This is a genomic window from Micromonospora lutea (assembly GCF_016863535.1).
Lineage (GTDB): Bacteria > Actinomycetota > Actinomycetes > Mycobacteriales > Micromonosporaceae > Micromonospora > Micromonospora lutea.
In genome coordinates, this window is sequence record NZ_BOPB01000032.1 from 12,943 (window position 1) to 29,548 (window position 16,606).

The 16,606-nt window shown below is 70.8% G+C and carries 16 protein-coding genes and 1 tRNA gene; 8 read left to right on the plus strand and 9 right to left on the minus strand.

Annotated features, from left to right (window positions below; all coding sequences use genetic code 11):
• Window positions 1-49: 49 nt before the first annotated feature.
• The 3 genes from Vlu01_RS24635 to ssb all read right to left on the minus strand — a co-directional run bounded on the left by Vlu01_RS24635 (window position 50) and on the right by ssb (window position 4,291).
• Window positions 50-1,591: a cobyric acid synthase gene (locus Vlu01_RS24635; protein ID WP_204003813.1), complete on the minus strand. Its 1,542-nt coding sequence runs from the start codon at window positions 1,589-1,591 to the stop codon at window positions 50-52.
• The gene (locus Vlu01_RS24640; RefSeq protein WP_239096104.1) at window positions 1,588-2,688 is read right to left on the minus strand and encodes a cobalamin biosynthesis protein; all 1,101 of its coding nucleotides are present in this window, start codon (window positions 2,686-2,688) and stop codon (window positions 1,588-1,590) included. The genes Vlu01_RS24635 and Vlu01_RS24640 overlap by 4 nt, the downstream gene beginning before the upstream one ends.
• A gap of 757 nt (window positions 2,689-3,445) precedes the next feature.
• Window positions 3,446-4,291, minus strand: coding sequence for a single-stranded DNA-binding protein (gene ssb, locus Vlu01_RS24645; RefSeq protein ID WP_204003815.1), 846 nt, complete (start codon window positions 4,289-4,291; stop codon window positions 3,446-3,448).
• Between the two features lie 333 nt (window positions 4,292-4,624).
• Here ssb and Vlu01_RS24650 point away from each other — a divergent pair, with 333 nt between their 5' ends.
• From Vlu01_RS24650 to Vlu01_RS24660, 3 genes are all read left to right on the plus strand, one after another.
• Window positions 4,625-5,047, plus strand: coding sequence for an HPF/RaiA family ribosome-associated protein (locus Vlu01_RS24650; RefSeq protein WP_204003817.1), 423 nt, complete (start codon window positions 4,625-4,627; stop codon window positions 5,045-5,047).
• A gap of 82 nt (window positions 5,048-5,129) precedes the next feature.
• Complete coding sequence (locus Vlu01_RS24655; RefSeq protein WP_204003819.1) at window positions 5,130-6,170, plus strand: alpha/beta hydrolase; 1,041 nt, start codon at window positions 5,130-5,132, stop codon at window positions 6,168-6,170.
• Between the two features lie 107 nt (window positions 6,171-6,277).
• Window positions 6,278-6,350, plus strand: a tRNA-Arg gene (locus tag Vlu01_RS24660).
• 88 nt (window positions 6,351-6,438) lie between these two features.
• Here Vlu01_RS24660 and Vlu01_RS24665 read toward each other — a convergent pair.
• Together Vlu01_RS24665 and Vlu01_RS24670 are read right to left on the minus strand one after the other, a co-directional pair.
• On the minus strand, window positions 6,439-7,179 hold the full coding sequence (locus tag Vlu01_RS24665) for a DUF1963 domain-containing protein (protein ID WP_204003822.1): 741 nt from the start codon (window positions 7,177-7,179) through the stop codon (window positions 6,439-6,441).
• Entirely contained in the window at window positions 7,166-7,930 is a 765-nt protein-coding gene (locus Vlu01_RS24670; protein WP_204004000.1) for an HAD family hydrolase, read from the minus strand. Before Vlu01_RS24670 ends, Vlu01_RS24665 begins: the two co-directional genes overlap by 14 nt.
• A 205-nt stretch (window positions 7,931-8,135) precedes the next feature.
• Between Vlu01_RS24670 and Vlu01_RS24675 the strand changes: the two genes are divergently transcribed.
• From Vlu01_RS24675 to Vlu01_RS24695, 5 genes are all read left to right on the plus strand, one after another.
• Window positions 8,136-8,681: a GNAT family N-acetyltransferase gene (locus tag Vlu01_RS24675; protein WP_204003823.1), complete on the plus strand. Its 546-nt coding sequence runs from the start codon at window positions 8,136-8,138 to the stop codon at window positions 8,679-8,681.
• A 138-nt stretch (window positions 8,682-8,819) separates the two neighbouring features.
• A complete protein-coding gene (locus tag Vlu01_RS24680; RefSeq protein WP_204003824.1) occupies window positions 8,820-9,992 on the plus strand; it encodes a sensor histidine kinase in 1,173 nt (390 codons plus the stop codon).
• A complete protein-coding gene (locus tag Vlu01_RS24685; protein WP_204003825.1) occupies window positions 9,982-11,178 on the plus strand; it encodes a hypothetical protein in 1,197 nt (398 codons plus the stop codon). Before Vlu01_RS24680 ends, Vlu01_RS24685 begins: the two co-directional genes overlap by 11 nt.
• Complete coding sequence (locus Vlu01_RS24690; protein ID WP_204003826.1) at window positions 11,151-11,864, plus strand: response regulator; 714 nt, start codon at window positions 11,151-11,153, stop codon at window positions 11,862-11,864. The genes Vlu01_RS24685 and Vlu01_RS24690 overlap by 28 nt, the downstream gene beginning before the upstream one ends.
• A gap of 74 nt (window positions 11,865-11,938) precedes the next feature.
• A complete protein-coding gene (locus Vlu01_RS24695; protein WP_204003827.1) occupies window positions 11,939-12,640 on the plus strand; it encodes a hypothetical protein in 702 nt (233 codons plus the stop codon).
• A gap of 62 nt (window positions 12,641-12,702) precedes the next feature.
• Here the strand turns inward: Vlu01_RS24695 and Vlu01_RS24700 are convergent, their stop codons facing one another.
• From Vlu01_RS24700 to Vlu01_RS24715, 4 genes are all read right to left on the minus strand, one after another.
• Window positions 12,703-13,452 (minus strand): lysophospholipid acyltransferase family protein, encoded by a 750-nt coding sequence (locus Vlu01_RS24700; protein WP_204003828.1) that lies wholly within the window; start codon window positions 13,450-13,452, stop codon window positions 12,703-12,705.
• 112 nt (window positions 13,453-13,564) lie between these two features.
• Window positions 13,565-15,625, minus strand: coding sequence for an amylo-alpha-1,6-glucosidase (locus Vlu01_RS24705; protein WP_204003830.1), 2,061 nt, complete (start codon window positions 15,623-15,625; stop codon window positions 13,565-13,567).
• Window positions 15,625-15,993 (minus strand): SCP2 sterol-binding domain-containing protein, encoded by a 369-nt coding sequence (locus tag Vlu01_RS24710; RefSeq protein ID WP_204003832.1) that lies wholly within the window; start codon window positions 15,991-15,993, stop codon window positions 15,625-15,627. Before Vlu01_RS24710 ends, Vlu01_RS24705 begins: the two co-directional genes overlap by 1 nt.
• 163 nt (window positions 15,994-16,156) lie before the next feature.
• The gene (locus Vlu01_RS24715; RefSeq protein WP_204003835.1) at window positions 16,157-16,573 is read right to left on the minus strand and encodes a CBS domain-containing protein; all 417 of its coding nucleotides are present in this window, start codon (window positions 16,571-16,573) and stop codon (window positions 16,157-16,159) included.
• Window positions 16,574-16,606: the final 33 nt, after the last annotated feature.

Consider the following 16,606-nt stretch of genomic DNA (forward strand, 5'->3'; position numbering starts at 1 on the left):
GCGGGAGGGCCCGCACAGCCCCCAGGATGCTGCCGTCCAAGGCGACGGATCAGCCCGGCGGGGCACCGGGTGGGATGAACGGTAGGTCGGTCGGCGGCCCGTCCTCGATGAGCCGCCAGAGGGCGTCGGTGTCGAGGTGCTCCTCGACCAGGTCACCGAGCAGGTCGAGGCTGCGCTCGCGGGCTGCCGCGAAGGACGTGTCCGGCGCGACCTGGAACCCGGTACGCCCGGCGAGGCGGGCCGCCCGGGTGAGGAACCAGCGACGGAACTCGTCGGACTCGAACGTGCCGTGCCAGTGGGTGCCGTGCACGACGCCGTGCATCGCGCCCTCGTCAGTACCGTCGGTGTACCGCAGCAACGGGGTCAGCTGCGGGTCGGCGGTCGAGACGTACCCGTGGTGGATCTCGTAGCCATGGACCGGCACGTCGCCGTCGACGGTGCCCTCCGCGGGCCGGACGGTCTTGCTTCGGTCGAAGGTGACCTCGGTGGGGAGCAGGCCGAGGCCGGGCACGCTGCCCTGTCGGCTCTCCACCGGGTCGTGGATGGCGCGGGCTAGCATCTGGTAGCCGCCGCAGATGCCCAACACCGGACGGCCTGCCGCCGCGTGCGCGGTGACCGCGTCGGCCAGGCCCGTCTCGCGCAGCCAGGCGAGATCGGCCACGGTCGACTTCGAGCCGGGAAGCACCACCACATCGGCAGCGGCGAGTTCGGCCGGTTCGACGGTCAGCCGTACCCGCACCCCCGGCTCGGTCGCCAGCGCCTCCACGTCGGTGGCGTTGCTGATCCGGGGCAGTCGCAGCACGGCCACGTCGAGCCATTCGGTGCCACGCGGAGCAGCCGGACGACCGAGCACCCGGCCGTAGGCGAGCGAGTCCTCCGCGTCCAGCCACAGGTCCACCGCCCAGGGCAGCACCCCGTAGGTGGGGCGTCCGGTGAGGTGTCGCAGCATCGCCAGCCCGGGGGCGAGCAGCCCCATGTCACCTCGGAACTTGTTGACCACGAAACCGGCGATCAGGGCCTGGTCGGCCGGGTCGAGCAGGGCGAGGGTGCCGAACATGGCAGCGAACACGCCACCCCGGTCGATGTCACCGACCACGATCGTGGGCAGCCCCACCTGCCGGGCCAGGCCCATGTTCACGTAGTCGCCGTCACGCAGGTTGATCTCCGCCGGGCTGCCTGCGCCCTCGCAGATCACCACGTCGTACTCCGACCGCAACTCGGCCAGGGCCGCGTAGGCGGTCTCGGCGAGCCGGGGACGCAACGTCCGGAAGGTGCCGGCAGTGATCGTGTCGACGGCTTCGCCGAGCAGCACCACCTGGCTGGACAGGTCGCTGCCGGGCTTGAGCAGCACCGGGTTGAACCGCAGATCCGGGGTGAGACCGCAGGCCGCGGCCTGCATCGCCTGCGCCCGGCCGATCTCGCCGCCCCGGCCGTCCGGCCCGAGCACCACGGCGGAGTTGTTCGACATGTTCTGCGCCTTGAAGGGCGCCACCTTCACCCCTCGGCGGTGCAACCAGCGGCAGATGCCGGCGGTGAGCACGCTCTTGCCGGCATCCGAGGTGGTCCCGGCCACCAGGAGCCCACCGGTCACCGACGACCCTGCTGCGAACGCGAAGTCGGCAGTGCCCACGAAGGCCGAGTCCCGGTCGGCGGGTGCGCCGAGGCCGGAGGTGACAGCAGTGGTCGCAGCGGTCGGGAGGCTCGCAGCGGTCGGAGCGTGTGGCGGGCAGCCGCGCCGATCAACCGGCCCACGGTCAACGGGTACGCCGCCGCGAGACCGAGCGCCGCCAGCCCGACCGCACCGGAGATCCGTGCCGCCCGGGTCAGGTGCCGTGCCTCGGGACGTGGGCCGTCACCGAGGAACGGGCGCGCCTCCGTGCGGCCGAAGTAGACGTTGCGTCCACCCAGCCGGACGCCCAGCGCTCCGGCCATCGCCGCCTCGCACTGCCCTGCGTTGGGGCTGGGATGGTCGTCGCGGTCCCGCCGCCACACCCGCCAGGCCCGTGCCCGGTCACCCTTGCCGACCGGTGCCAGCGCCACGGTCAGCAGACCGGTCAGCCGGGCGGGCACCAGGTTGAACAGGTCGTCCAGGCGTGCGGCAGGAGTACCGAAGCGGGCGTAGCGGGCGTTACGGTGGCCAACCATCGCGTCGAGGGTGTTCGCCGCGCGGTAACCGAGCAGGCCGGGCAGCCCGGCAACCGCGCCCCAGACCAGTGGAGCGACCACCGCGTCGGAGGTGTTCTCCGCCACCGATTCCACAGTCGCACGCGCCAGTTCGGGCTCGTCGAGCGTCGACGGGTCCCGCCCGCAGAGATTTCCGAGCCGCTGTCGTGCGGCCGGCAGGTCACCGCCGCGCAGTGACCGGCCCATCGTCTTCGCCTCCTGGCGCAGGCTACGCCCGCCCAACACCGCCCAGGTGCCGGCGGCGACCAGCACCGTGCGGGCCACCGGCCGGTGCCGGGTGCCGACCGCGGCAGCGGCCCCGACCAGCACCGGAGCACCGACGGCGAGCGCGGTAAAGGCAGCCCCGGCGAGCCGGTCGGGCCGGTAGAGACGGCGTTCCAGGGCGGTGACGGCCCGCCCGAAGCCGGCAACCGGATGCCCGCGACGCGGGTCACCAAGCACCGCGTCCAGCGCATACCCGGCGACCAGTCCCGCCGCGTTGGCCGCTGCTCCCGCCCACCGCACCCGCACCACCCCCCGGCCCGCCAGCTTAGTGCCGCCCCGCACCCGGCCCCGCGCCGCTCACTGCCACCTACTGCAAGCAGGGATCTTGGTCCGAAAACGCCCCCAGGAGGGCCCTAACGCACCAAGATCTGCTCGGTAGACCGAATCACCTCGTCCCGATATCCCGAAAGTCATCCCATCTCACCGGATCTTGGACTTGGAAGGCCCCTGGGGCCCAGAGGGGCAATTCCGGACCACGTGTTGGGGCATGGAGGCGGCGGGGTGGGGTTTTGGATGCGTGCCGACCGGGCGCCGCCTTCGCCAGTCAGGGGCGAGATCGCGGGAGCAGTGTCTCGCGTACCGGGCTGACGGTCGGCGACGTAATCCGCGTGCCTGAGGGTGGGCATCTGCCGGGCGTGGGCGAGCTGAAGCTGTACGTCGCCGAGATCGTCAGCCGAACGGTCGGCGCCGGACATGTGTGGGTTGAGGTGCACGGGCACGAAGTGAAGGAGGATCGAACCCTTCGGATCCGACGCCGGTACGCCCGGATCCGGGCGGACCTCGCCGAGGTACTTCCGGCGCGTGGTCGATGACCGGCCTGCGCGACGACGGGACGTCCCGGGTCTCGCCCGGCGTGTATCTGCTGACCCCGGAAGGCGGAGGACGGGGCGCGGCTGACCGGGGCGACCACGGTCGAGCGGAGCGAGGCCCGCCAGTCAGCCAGCGAAGCGGCCCCGGAGGCCGACGTCGCCGGAAGGCTGGCGGGCCACGCCCATGGTCAGGCCGGCTGTGGCTGCCGTCCCCGCCGCCCGCGACCGGTGCCGACGACGCCCGCCCCCGATTTCTCCGGACGTCCCACTTCACCGGTCACGCTGGTCTCGACCTCCACCGACAGCGGCTCGTCGGCGGGTGAAGTCCGGATAGCCGACTCATTCTGCTGCTCCTCGGCATCGACGGCGGCCAGTTCGTCCGAGAACGTCTGCCGGGACTCGGCATCGACCGGAGCCAGCTCGTCGGCACTGGCCTGCCCACCGCTGATCAGGTCGTCGTACGGACCGCCCTGAAACATGCCGTCGCGGGCGGGATCGTGCCGCGGCGCGCCGACCCGCGACGGCACGGCGGCGGGCAGCTCGAAATCGTCGTCGACCGGCAGGTCGTCGAACCGGGCGGGTGCCTCGTCGTCCGACACAGGCACGGTGGTCTCGCCGTGCACCCGCTGCTCGGCATCGGCGTCGGCGACGACGCTCGTGCCCAGGCTGGGCCGGTTGCGCAGGAACCGCGACCGGCCCCGGGACAGGTCGTGGCCGACCGCGACGGCCTCCAACTCGTACATCGTGCGGTGGTTGCCAGCTTCGTCGGTCCAGTCCCGGGTGTAGAGCCGCCCGCAGACCACCACCGGGTCGCCCAGCGTGACCGAGGCGGCCACCCCCTCGGCGAGCTTGCGCCAGCAGTTCACGCGTACCCGCAGGCTGTTGCCGTCGACCCAGCGCCCGCTGTCCCGGTCGAGACGGCGGGCGGTCGAGGCGACCTTGAAGTTGGCCACCAGCGTGTTGCTCTGGGTGGTGCGACGCCATTCCGGCGCGGTCAGCACATTGCCGACGATTGTCACGTAGGTATCGAACATCGTCCCTCCTGGGTCCGAGGAGTGGCTTCGCGAGTCGACTCGCCGTCGAGCCTGCGGCCTGGCGCCGCCGCCGGACAGTCCGGTGGCCGGATCTGTGGACAACTGGACCGCCTGTGGACGAACGCCTGATCAAGGTCCCGGTGTGGTAGGCCGAGGGACCCTGGCCCGCGAGCGGATGCCGGTAGATGATCCAGATAGCGGTAATGGTCACGTTCCGGACGGAACAGACCTGGGTAGGGATCTCTCAACCGCAGCCGCGAGCACGACGTCGAACGAAAGGTCAGCGATCATGAAGATGACCACCACCCGTTTCGCCCGTGTCCCTGGCGAGGCGTGGCGATGAGCGCGAACCCGGCCACCGCGGCGAAGTGCCTCCGGTTCAACGCCGGTTTCACGCAGGCCGACCGGGACTGGATCGTCGCGCAGTTCGCCACGCTCGACGCCCGCCTGGCCACCTTCGACGCCGACGCCACCGACCTCGAACTCTCGGTCAAGGACCGCGAGGCGAAGGGCCAGCGGGTCACCCTGGAGTGCCGGATCGCCGGCTGGCCGAAGATCGTCACCACGTCGAGCGAGGAGGATCTGCGCGCCGCGCTCAACGACGTCCGCGACGACCTGCGTCGCAAGCTCAACGACGCGAAGACCCGGCAGGAGCCGCGCAACAACAAGCACCTGCGGGTCAACACCCCGCCCGGCCAGGCTGAAACGCCAACCGATGACCTGACCGGTGTCGGGACGACGACCGACGAGAGGTGACCGAAGTCGGTACGCCCCCGTCCGCCGGGTGCGGGTGGGCGGGGGCTACCGCCCGGTAGCCAGTCGGCGTACCGTCGGCGAGGTGGAACCGGACGTACTTGGCCCGCCCTACGAGCGGCACATCATCGACCTGGGCAGGGACGACGAGGGGCCGGTGGTGGCGACCCTGGTCCGCCGTCGAGCCGAACGCCCCACCGGGCGTGCCGTGCTGTACGTGCACGGCTTCGTCGACTACTTCTTCCAGACCCACGTGGCTGACTTCTTCGCCGAGCGTGGCTGGGACTTCTACGCTCTCGACCTGCGCAAGTACGGCCGTAGCCTGCTGCCGCACCAGACTCCGAACTTCTGCCACGACCTCGGCGACTACTTTCCCGAGCTGGACACCGCCGCCCGGATGATCCGCGACGAGGACGGACACGACACCCTGCTGGCGATGGGTCACTCCACCGGCGGCCTGATCATCTCGCTGTGGGCCGACGCCCGCCGCGACGCCGGGCTGGTCGACGGGCTGGTCCTCAACAGCCCCTTCTTCGACCTCAACGCCTCCTGGTTCGTCCGGCGACCCCTCGCGGCCGCCGTCGCGCGGCTGGGCCGCAAGGCCCCGCACCGCATCCTCCCGTTCGGGCTCGGCACCGTGTACGGCGAGAGCCTCCACGCCGACCATCGCGGCGAATGGACGTACGACCTGGCCTGGAAGCCACTCGCCGGTTTCCCCGTCCGGGCCGGCTGGATCAACGCCATCCGCACCGGCCAGCGACGGCTGCGCGCCGGACTGGACATCCCGGTGCCGGTGCTGGTCGCCTGCTCTACCCGGTCGTTCCGGGGCACGAAGTGGCAGGACGCGGCGACCCTGGCCGACGCGGTGCTCGACGTCGAGCACATGGTCCGCTGGGCACCCCGCCTCGGCCCACACGTCACCCTGTCCCGCTTCGACGGCGGCCTGCACGACCTCACGCTCTCCGGACCTGCCGTACGCCAGAAGGTCTTCGCCGAGGTGGGCCGGTGGGCCGAAGCCTTCCTCGGCGCCGGACCGACGCCAGCCCGGCCGGCCCCGCCGCAGCCACGGTCCGCCGCGCGCGAACGACCTGCGGCCGTGGAGGTTTCCTCCCCCACCGACGCCTGACCCATCAGCCGTTGTCCGGCCCGCGCCGCGGCGACGACAGCGACCTGGCCACCCGTTCCGCCGGGCAGGGTCCCGGCGGCGGTACCCTTCTCGCGCGAAACCACGTTGCGCCCGTAGCTCAGCGGATAGAGCAGGGGACTTCTAATCCCAAGGCCGCAGGTTCGAATCCTGCCGGGCGCGCCCATGTCCACCAGGAGAAACGACATCAACGTCTGATCTTCGACCCAGCCCGGACCCACCAGGGCGCGAGGTGCCGGAGCGTACGTGCTCAGCCGTTGAAGTCGGACACCGTCCTTGCCCGATCGAACCGGCGCTGCGCCAGATCGTCGTTCGTCAGTACCCAGCCCACCATCGTGCCGTCGCGTCCGAAGCCCTCGCCTCCGAGGGCCGCGTCCACGTACAGGTAGCCCAGGAGGGTCTCCGTCTCGGGCGACTCCAGACCGTGTTCGCCTCCGCCGGTGGCGCGATCGGCGTAGCCGCCGATGGTGCCGACGCAGTCGTTGTGACCCGTCAGATGCCACTTGATGGAGCCGAAGACCTTCTCGTCGTAGCGGCTCTCACCGATGTCGAGCGCACTGTCCTCGCGTCTGAACGGGAAGTCCCAGCCACGCACGCCGTACAGCGGGAATCTCTCGCACTCCTGGCGGTACGTGTTCGCCTCCAGTTCGCGTTCGGTGACCGGGGTGCCCGGCGGCACGTGGATGACTTCCGCTTCGGGCGCGATGTCCGGCTCGGAGAAGAAGAGCAGGTGCCCGTCGGAGGGCAGGTCGATGTCGTGTGATCCGGCCGGGATCGCGGAGAGGTCCAGCGAGGCGAGGTACGTCATGCCGTCCGGCCATTCCACCCCCTCAGGCAGAGCCGGCCTGCCGCCGAAGTAACCGACCACCGGTCCCTCGCAGACGGTGTGCAGTTCCAGCACGGGGCGGGCGAGTTGCAGCCACCATTCGATGGCGTGCTCTGGCACATCGCGCTTGCGGGCGGCCTCGCGAAACTCATCACGTTGATCCACATCGGGCATTCTGCACGAGGAGTCCATGTAGGCCGTGGCCGTCCTCGATGCGAGCGTCCGGTCGCAGGTCCGGGTGGGCGGGCTCGCGGTCGGTTCGCGGCGAGCGCATCAGAATCGCCGCACCGGCCCCCGCCCGGCGAGCGCAGGCCACGTCCCGCTGCACGCTGTCGCCGACGAACCAGCAGTCGCCGATCGGTACGCCGACCGCGTCGGCGGCCATCCAGGCCAGTCGGGGGTTGGGTTTGCGGCGCCCGACCTCGTCGCTGTAGAACTCGGCCACGAGAAGTCCGGAGAGCCCGGCGGCGGCGAGGAAGTCCCGATGCGCCGCCCCGCAGAGGGCGTTGCTGACCACCGCCATCGGCAGGCCCGCGTCCGTCGCAGCCCGTAACGCCTCCGGAATCCCGGGGCGGACCTGCCATTCCGATCGCCAGGCCCAGGCGTACGCCAGCGGGGTGGCCGCTTCGTCGACCGCCGTGCGGGCCTGCGCCGGCCAGGTGGGGGTCACGAAGTCCGCCCACACCCGGGCGTGGGGCAGCTCGATCGGATCGTCGGAACGACCGACGTCGTCGCGCCACCGGGCGTAGGCGGTGCTGCCCTCGGTCAGGTCGGCGGCGATCTGCTCGGCCGACACCGCGCCGCCCGCCAGGTCGAACAGCCGACGCACCAGGTCGGGCGGGGCCGTCGGCTGGCGCGGAGCGTCGGCCAGGACACCACCGAAGTCCAACAGGAGCGCGCGCGGCGATCGCAGCATGTCCCCATCCTCGCGTACGAGGGTGCGCCGGCCGGGCCGGGGAGGTTCATCCCGCGCCGCCGCGCTGGCCCTGGTGTCGAACGGCACGGCGGCATCGATACCGCCGGCCCAGGCCGCGCCGCTGCGCTTGGCCCTGATGCTGGACGCCACGGCGACACCGGATATCCCTGGCCCGGCACACGCCGCCGATCGTAGGGTCACCGTCATGCACCTGCGCGACGAACTGGCAGCCGATCGGGATGCCGTCCACGAGCTGCACCGGCTTGCCTTCGGTGACCATGGAGAGACGGTGGTGGCGCTGGTGCGGGCGCTGCGGGACGACGATCCGGAGGCCCTCAGCCTGGTCGCCGAGGAGGAGGACGAGGTCGTCGGGCACGTGCTGTTCACCCGCAGCCTGCTCGATGCTCCGCGTCGGCTGGTGGCGGTGCAGGTGCTCAGCCCGCTCGCGGTCAGGCCGGACCGGCAGCGGCGCGGCGTCGGTGGCGCCCTGATCCGACACGGCCTGCGACGGCTGGACGAGCGCGGCGTGCCGACGGTCTTCCTGGAGGGCGACCCCGGGTACTACGCCCGCTTCGGCTTTGCCGCCGCCGGTGATCTGGGCTTTCGTCGACCATCGCTACGCATCCCGGCACCCGCCTTTCAGGCTGCCAGGCTTTCCGGGTACGAGCCGTGGATGACCGGAACCTTGGTCTACTCGGCCACCTTCTGGCAGCAGGACTGTGTCGGGCTACGCGAGGAGCACAGCGGCTGAGCGTGACGGCTCGGCAACTCGGGGTCGCGCTTTACCTCACCCACGGTCACTGTCACCACTGCCGTGTGTTATTCTCCGGCGTCGATCTCCACAGCACGGACCCGGATCGGGTCGTTTGTCGCGAAGGACGCTTTCCCGATGCCGGCCGTGCCGATCACGCCACCCACCACGGCGGACCATCCGGCCGCCGGTGCTTTCGCGTTCGTCTTCACCCGGCTGCCGGCGCTGCTGCGGCTTTCCAGTGGCCTGTTCTGCGGTGTGGTGGCGCTCGCCGTGCGTACCCCGCCGGTACGCACGGAACTGCTCGTGCCGGCCGTGGCGGTACTGACCGGATGGTCGGTCTGGTATGCGCTGCGCGCCTGGCAACACGGCATCGGCGCGCCACTCGTCGCCGTCGACGTGACGCTGACCTGCACCGCGTGCCTGGCTATCCCAGTCCTGGTCGCACCCGAGGTACTGCCCGGTGAGGCCAGTTGGATCGCTGTGCTGGCCAGCACCACCGTGATCAACACCCAGGCGACCGCCCCGGTCCGCTGGTCGGTTCCGGCCGGGTTGCTGGTCGTCGCCGCGTACGCGACGGGTGCGCAGATGGCGGGGAACTCGACCGAGGCGAGGGTCCACGCGACCACCCTGCTGGCCCAGACCGCCTGCGCGGCGATCATGACCGCGGTGATGCGCCGACGCATCGCCCAGGCAGACACCGCTTTCCTGACCGCTCAGCGGGCCATCCGTCACGCCTTGGTCGCCCGGATCGCCCGCGAGGCGGAACGTCGTCAGAACCGCGACCTGCACGACACCGTCCTGGCGACGCTCACGATGGTCGGCCAGGAAGGGGTGGGTGTGAGTTCCACGGCGCTGCGCGAGCGGTGCGCGGCCGACCTGCGTACCCTCGCCGCCCTGGCCGAGGCGCGCGCGGTGCCGGACGATGCGACGGCCCGGCTGGACGAGCGACTTCGGGCAGTGCTCACTCGACTGCCCAACCTGCCGGTCGTCGCCGACCTGCCACCGTGCACGGTCGCGGCCCCCGTCGCGGAGGCCGTCGCGGAGAGCGCGCACGCCGCGTTGGCGAATGTGGTCAACCACGCGCCCGGAGCGCGGACGACGATGCGACTGCGGCGGCACGCCGGCACCGTCACCGTCGAGGTGGCCGACGACGGTCCCGGCTTCGACCCGGCCACCGTGCCGGCCCACCGCTACGGTCTGCGCGAGTCGGTACGCGGCCGGATGGCGACGATCGGCGGGCGAGCCGACATCGAATCCGCGCCCGGCCAGGGCACCCGGATCCGGTTGGAGTGGTCGGATGTCGGCTGAAGCCCTCCGGCCGCAGCACGCCCGGCCAGTTCCGGTGCCGGGTGAGCGGGTCACGCAGACCGTTGACGAGGTCGGTGCGGTACGGGCGGCGGCGGCCGTGGCCCGCACCTCCGACCGAGGTGCCCGGATCGTCGCGGTCACCATCGCGCTGGTCTGGCACCTGACCATCGCGCTGCCGGCGGTGCTGGCCGCCGGGTCTGCGTTGGTCGTGCCTGAGGTGGTGCTCGGTGGTTGGTTGCTGGTGGCGGTGCTCGGCGTTGTCGCCGGGATCCGGCTGCTACGCGACGTACCGCTGCCGGCGGCGCCGTTGGTCGGGGCGCTGCTGGTCGTCGATGTGGCGGTCTTCGCCACGGTAGGCCGGTCCCACCTGTTCAGCCCCGCGAACTGGGTGTGGGGCACCCTCGCCTGGTTCTTCCTGGTGGTGCTCTGGGGACGGCCGGTACACCGGCTGCTCGCGCTGTTGGCCGCCCATGCGGCCATCGCGTTGACCGCCGTCGTGCTGCACGGTGCGACGGGTGCTGCCGATCTGGCCCGGGCCACCATGGCCTTCTACGGCACCTCGTCGCTGCCGGTGGCGGTCTTCGCCGGTGCGGCGGCGCTCGCCGCACTGTCCCGGGAGCGGGCCGCCACCGCGGCGGCCACGAACGCGATGGTGGCCGAGCGGGAAGCCGCCGAGCAGGCCCGGCACGAACGGGGCGAGCGGCTGGACCTGGTCAGCCGTGCCGCCAGCGAGGTGCTGACCGAGTTGGCCCAGGGACGGGCCGACCCGGCCGACCCGGAGGTGCAGCGTCGTTGTGTACGGGCTGCCGCCCGGCTGCGTCGCCTGATCGCCGAGTCCGACGACGTGCCGCACCCGCTCCTGCACGAACTGCGGGCCGCAGCCGATCTGGCCGAACGCAACGGCCTCCCGATCGACCTGGTCACTATTGGTTCACCGCCACCGTTGCCGGTGCGGGTCCGCCGGAGCCTGGCGGACCCGCTCACCGCCAGCCTCGCGGAAGCCCAGGACTGGGCCCGGTTGACAGTCGTCTCGAGCCCCGACGAGGTGGTGGTCAGTCTGGTCACACCCGACCGGGCGGGCCCGGACAGCACCGGGCCCCCGGCGGAGGACGGCGACGGGCAGGTGGAGTACCTCTACGAACGGGACGGGGAGGTCAGATGGACGCAGACGCGCTGGCACCGGTGACGCCACGGCGGCCCGTCGGGGTGGCGATCGTCGACGATCACCCGGTGGTCATCGACGGGGTACGGGCCTGGCTCGCCACCGAACCGCAGTTGACCGTACTGGCCACCGGCGACGATCCGGACGAGGTGCTGCGGGCGGCACCGGATGCCGACGTGATCCTGCTCGACCTGCGGCTGCATGGCCGAGTGGTACTGGACAAGCTGGCCGAGCTGAGTGCCGCCGGTCGACGCGTGGTGGTCTACTCGGAACACTCCGAGCCAACCACGATGCTGGCCGCGCTGGACGCCGGCGCGGTGGCGTTCCTCGCCAAGCACGAGGGACGGGAGCACTGCGTGGCGACCGTGCTGGACGCGGCCAGTGACCGGCCGTACGTCCCGCCGGCACTGGCGGGCGCGATGGTCGGCGATCCGCGACCGGACCGGCCGGCGCTGTCCGACAAGGAACGTGAGGCCCTGCTGCTGTGGTTCCAGTCGATGTCGAAGGCGTCGGTGGCTCGGCGGATGCGGATCAGCGAGCACACGGTCAAGCAGTACGTCGACCGGGCGAGGATCAAGTACACGCGGGCGGGCCGGCCGGCCGCCACGAAGGCGGCGCTGCTCGCCCGCGCAATCGAGGACGGACTCGTCCGACCGGAGGAGATTGGTATCTACCGGTCGCGGGCGTCAACCGATCAGCCGACCCCCTAACAGGCGTCATGACAGCAAGTGGTGTCTTGCGCGAGGCTCGTGCGTAGATGCCGTCTGCACCGGAGGTCCCGACGATGCACGATGACGCCTCACCGTTCTTCATCGCACCGCACCGGTTCGACGCGGTGCACGACGGTACGGGCCCGGTGCTGGACCGGCGGCATGAGCTGGTGCCGGAGGCCGGCGAGCGGGTGCTCGACCGCCACCGCGCGGACGTGGCCGGATTCCTGCTTGGTCCCAGCGAGGTCTACCGCGCCTGGACGCTACCCGCCCCGGTCTCCGTCACCATCACCGACCACCGTCTGGCCTACGTGGGCGGAGGTGGACAGCTCGCCCTGGTGGGACCCGGGAGTCGCGCGGCGGCTCCGCTGCCGGGGCTGGTCAGCGGGCAGATCCGCTGGCAGTGGCCGTCCCGGCTGGAGCTGTGGCCCGCCGCCGACGGCAACCCGGCGATGTTGCTGGTGATCTGTGACGCGCTGCGTACGATCCAGCAACCCGCGCTGGCCCTGGTCGGACCGGACGGCCGGATCGGCGAACTGGCCCGGCAGCTTCGCCACGCGATCGCCACGTTCCGGCTGGTCCGCCCGGAGCTGGTGGACCTGTCTCCGCCGGAGCGGGACGCGCTGGCCCGCCTGACCCGGACCGCGTCGCTGAGCGGTACCGGCCGGGTACTGCTGCCCGGCGCGCTGCCCGTGGAGTTCCATTCCCGGGACGACTACTACCGGCCGAGGCAGGCTGACGCACCGCCGTACGACGCGGCATCCGGGCAGCGATAGGCGGCCGGGCGTCACCGTCGGAACGTGCGACAGCCGGCCGAGGCCCCGCCCATGTCGGGTGGTCAGGAGGTCGCGGAGCGCCGGTCGTCGGCGTCGAGCACGAGGGCCTCTTCGGGAGTGGGCGCAGTGCCGCCGAGATGCGCCGGCAGCCACCACCGGTCCTCCGGCGTGGTGGGCTGGTCCGGGTACTCCCGCTGGGCCCGGTCGACCAGCGCGGTGAGCCTGGTGCGCAGGTCCTCGGTCATGGTGGTGGAGTCCGGGTACGCGGTGGGATCCATCGGCTCGCCGACCAGGATGGTGATCGGGGTGTGCCGGCGGGTGAGTGTGCGCGGACGCCCCTTCGTCCAGAGCCGCTGAGTCCCCCAGAGCGCGACCGGCAGCACCGGTACCTGCGCTTCGCGGGCCATCCGCGTCGCTCCGCTCTTGAGATCCTTGACGGTGAGGGAGCGGCTGATCGTCGCCTCGGGAAACACGCCGACCACCTCGCCGGAGCGCAGCGCGGCGACCGCGGCGGCGTACGAGTCGGCGCCGGCCTGCCGGTCCACCGGGATGTGTCGCATGCCGCGCATCAAGGGCCCCGACACCCGGTGTCGGAACACCGAGGCCTTCGCCATGAACCGGACGAGTCGCCGGGACTCCAGGGCACCCAGCCCGCAGAAGATGAAGTCCAGGTAGCTGACGTGGTTGCTGGCCAGCACCGCCCCGCCGGTACGGGGCACATGGTGGTCACCCTCGACGGTGAGCTTCAGGTCGAGGACCCGGAACATCGTCTTGGCGGCGGCGATCACGGGCGGGTACACGAGTTCCGGCATTCCGGAACTTTATCCCGAGTAGGTTACGCACCGGTAGGACGGCGGTGCGTACCCGCCTTCGGGACGCGGCCAGGTCGCCCGTCGCCCGTTTCGGGCAACCCGGCCGCGTCGCTCATCCGCCGACAGAGTTCAGATCGAGCCGGCCACGAGCGAAGGCGTCGACCCGGCCCCATCGGCCCGGGATGTCCAGCACCTCGATCCGCCCCATGCCGATGGGCAGTCGCGGCGCGACCGCCAGGTGTCCCTCGTGGGGTTCCAGGCCGAGCATGGTACGCAGCAGCAGCAGCGGCGCCCCCGTCGACCACGCCTGCGGACTGCACGCCGTCGGATACTCCACCGGGAACTTCGTCTGCTCGCGCGGGTAACCGCCGAACGCCTCCGGCAGCCGCCCGTCGAAGTACCAGGCGGCGTCGAGGATGCCGCTGGCGATCACGGCTGCCTCCTCCGAGAAGCCGTACCGGCGCAGTCCCCAGGCACAGAACGAACTGTCGAAGGGCCAGACGGTGCCGTTGTGGTAGCCGATCGGGTTGTAGCGCACCTCGCCCTCGGCCAGGGTTCGCACTCCCCACCCGGTGAACAGCCGGGGCCCGACCAGGTGATCGGCGATCTGCTCGGCCCGGTCGTCGTCGACGATTCCGCTCCAGAGCAGGTGGCCGATGTTGGAGCTGAGCACGTCGCACTGTCGTCCGTCACGATCCAGCGCGAGCGCGTAGTAACCACCGTCCTCGACCCACCAGTCGCGGTTGAACCGTTCCTTGAGGGCCGCGGCCTCCCGCTCCAGTTGATCGGCGTACGCCGGGTCGTCCCAGAACTCCCGGGCCAGCCGCGCGCCGCGCATCTTTGCGTCGTACGCGTACCCCTGCACCTCGCAGGTGGCCCGCGGAAACGGCGGTAGCGTGCCGTCGCGGTAGGAGATGGAGTCCCAGGAGTCCTTCCAGCACTGGTTCTCCAGGCCGCTCTCGGTGTTTCGCCGCTCGTACCAGATGTAGCCGTTGCCAACCAGGTCGGCGTAGTCGTCGATCCACCTGAAGGCCCGACGGCACTCCTGCTCCAGCTCCTTGACCAGCGCGACGTCACCGCTCCACTGCTCGTACTCGTCGAGCAGCACCACGAACAGCGGCGTCGCGTCGACCGATCCGTAGTACGGCGAGTGCGGCTGCTCCTCGAACGCGGCACTCTCGCCGTACCGCATCTCGTGCAGGATCCGGCCGGGATCCTCTTCCCGGAAGTCATCGAACCGGGTGCCCTGGAGCGCGCCCAGGATCCGCAGCGTCGTCGCGCTCAGTTCAGGTGTGAACGGCAGCGTCTGCAGACAGGTCAGGATGCTGTCCCTGCCGAACATGGTCATGAACCAGGGCAGCCCGGCGGCGGGAATGTTCTGGCCTCCCAGCGAGAGCGGCGCGAAGCGCAACGCAGCCAGGTCGACGATGCACTTGCGGTACGTCGCGGCCAACTCCTCGTGCTCGCTGTTCACCTTCGGCGCCTTGGCGATCCACTCCTCCAGGTCCTGTTGCAGGTTGAGCCGCTCGGCGCCGTGCACCCGCAACCCGAGGCGGAGGTCCCGACCGCTCGGGCTGAGGGCCATGGTCTGCACGTCGATGGCCGTGTCCCACTGCTCGTTCGGTTCCAGGTGGATGGAGTACGCGAAGCCGTTGCGGTCGAACCGCGCCGGCTCGGAGGACGAGATGATTGTTTCCCGCCTGAAGTTGCCGCGCCGGTAGCCCAGGCGCAGCCGGTCCGGCTCGACCTCGGAGTAGATCTCGCCCTTCTTGTTGAGGATCTCGTCCTTGACCTCGAACAGGTCGGCGAAGTCACAGCCGGCGTCCATCCGGATGTCGAGGTCCACCGCCTTCTCGTCGTGGTTGAGGATGGTGATGTGTTCCCGGAAGCTTTTGCCGACCGCTCGCTCGCGGATGATCGACAGTTTCGCGTCGACGTAGTGGGTGGCCAGCCCGGGCACCAGGAAGAAACGTGACTCGTAGTACTGGAGGTCGTCGTAGGAGAGGGAGTTCAGTCGCTCGCCGTTGACCGTGAGCACCCACTTGGAGAGGAATCGGGTGTCGATGGAGAACAGTCCGGTCGGTTCGGTCGGTGTCGCCTCGATGTCCCCGGTGGCCTCACAGACGACGAAGTTGTTGCCGTCGAGGATCCGTACGGTGTGACTCGGTGGCATCACTGCATCCCCTTCCGGTAGCGCTGCGGTCCCCTGGCGTCCGGCGGTCCGGCGAAGATCCGTTCCATCTGCACCACCAGACGGGCGTCACCGGTGACCGTCATGTCTCCCCGCAGCAGCGCCGTCAACCCGTTCTCGTGGCCGGTGACCAGGTCGTCGAAGAGCGCGGGACTGGTGCCGATCACCGTGTCCGCCTCCATGTCCTCCCGACTGACCTGGATGTTCCCCCGGTCGATCCGCACCAGCCAGTGCATGGTCTGCGGCCCCTCGTGCAGGTCGAAGCGCAGGGCTCCGGAGACCTTGGCCAGCAGCGGCTGGTAACCCTGCTGGTCGAGGTCGTCGAAGAACCGCGTGGTCGCATCCGTCATCGGGCCCCTCCTCCCGGTCGTTCGTGCCGCAGAAGGGGTCCCCGCCGCCCGATTGCTCAACCTCACCCGCTTGGGGTGAGCCGTCGGTGTGGGACAGCACCGTGCCGGACAGCACGAAGCCGGCTCCCGATGACTCGGAAACCGGCTTCGGTCGGTGCAACGATCAGTTGTTGGGGTCGTCCGCGCTGATGTCGGCCAGTACCGACTGCGGCTCCCGCTCGACCGCCAGATCACCCATGGACACCAGGCCGATCAGCCGACCGTCCTCCACCACGGGCAGCCGCCGCACCGCGTACGTCCGCATCAGGTCGGCGGCGGCGACGGCGTCGTCGTGTTGACTCACCGTCACCACGTCCTTGGTGGTTATCTGGCTGAGCCGGGTGGTGTCCGGATTCAAGCTCTCCGCCACGCCACGGACGGTGATGTCCCGGTCCGTAACGATACCGACGACGTTGTCGCCGTCCGTCACCACCACGTCACCGATCGCGGAGTCCCGCATCTCCTGGGCCGCCGCGACGAGCGTGGCGTTGCTGTCCATGGTCACCAACCGGGTCGTCATGAACTCTCCGACCGTTGTCATGGCGCCTCCCTCTGGGTATCGGGCAGCCAACGG

What these genes read in the sequence shown, in the direction of transcription:
- Vlu01_RS24710 (WP_204003832.1), bottom strand. Translation starts at nt 15,993, where the DNA reads ATGACGGATGCGACCACGCGGTTCTTCGACGACCTCGACCAGCAGGGT.
- Vlu01_RS24670 (WP_204004000.1), bottom strand. Translation starts at nt 7,930, where the DNA reads ATGCTGCGATCGCCGCGCGCGCTCCTGTTGGACTTCGGTGGTGTCCTG.
- Vlu01_RS24680 (WP_204003824.1), top strand. Translation starts at nt 8,820, where the DNA reads ATGCCGGCCGTGCCGATCACGCCACCCACCACGGCGGACCATCCGGCC.
- Vlu01_RS24705 (WP_204003830.1), bottom strand. Translation starts at nt 15,625, where the DNA reads ATGCCACCGAGTCACACCGTACGGATCCTCGACGGCAACAACTTCGTC.
- Vlu01_RS24690 (WP_204003826.1), top strand. Translation starts at nt 11,151, where the DNA reads ATGGACGCAGACGCGCTGGCACCGGTGACGCCACGGCGGCCCGTCGGG.
- Vlu01_RS24685 (WP_204003825.1), top strand. Translation starts at nt 9,982, where the DNA reads ATGTCGGCTGAAGCCCTCCGGCCGCAGCACGCCCGGCCAGTTCCGGTG.
- Vlu01_RS24675 (WP_204003823.1), top strand. Translation starts at nt 8,136, where the DNA reads ATGCACCTGCGCGACGAACTGGCAGCCGATCGGGATGCCGTCCACGAG.
- ssb (WP_204003815.1), bottom strand. Translation starts at nt 4,291, where the DNA reads ATGTTCGATACCTACGTGACAATCGTCGGCAATGTGCTGACCGCGCCG.
- Vlu01_RS24715 (WP_204003835.1), bottom strand. Translation starts at nt 16,573, where the DNA reads ATGACAACGGTCGGAGAGTTCATGACGACCCGGTTGGTGACCATGGAC.
- Vlu01_RS24700 (WP_204003828.1), bottom strand. Translation starts at nt 13,452, where the DNA reads ATGCCGGAACTCGTGTACCCGCCCGTGATCGCCGCCGCCAAGACGATG.
- Vlu01_RS24695 (WP_204003827.1), top strand. Translation starts at nt 11,939, where the DNA reads ATGCACGATGACGCCTCACCGTTCTTCATCGCACCGCACCGGTTCGAC.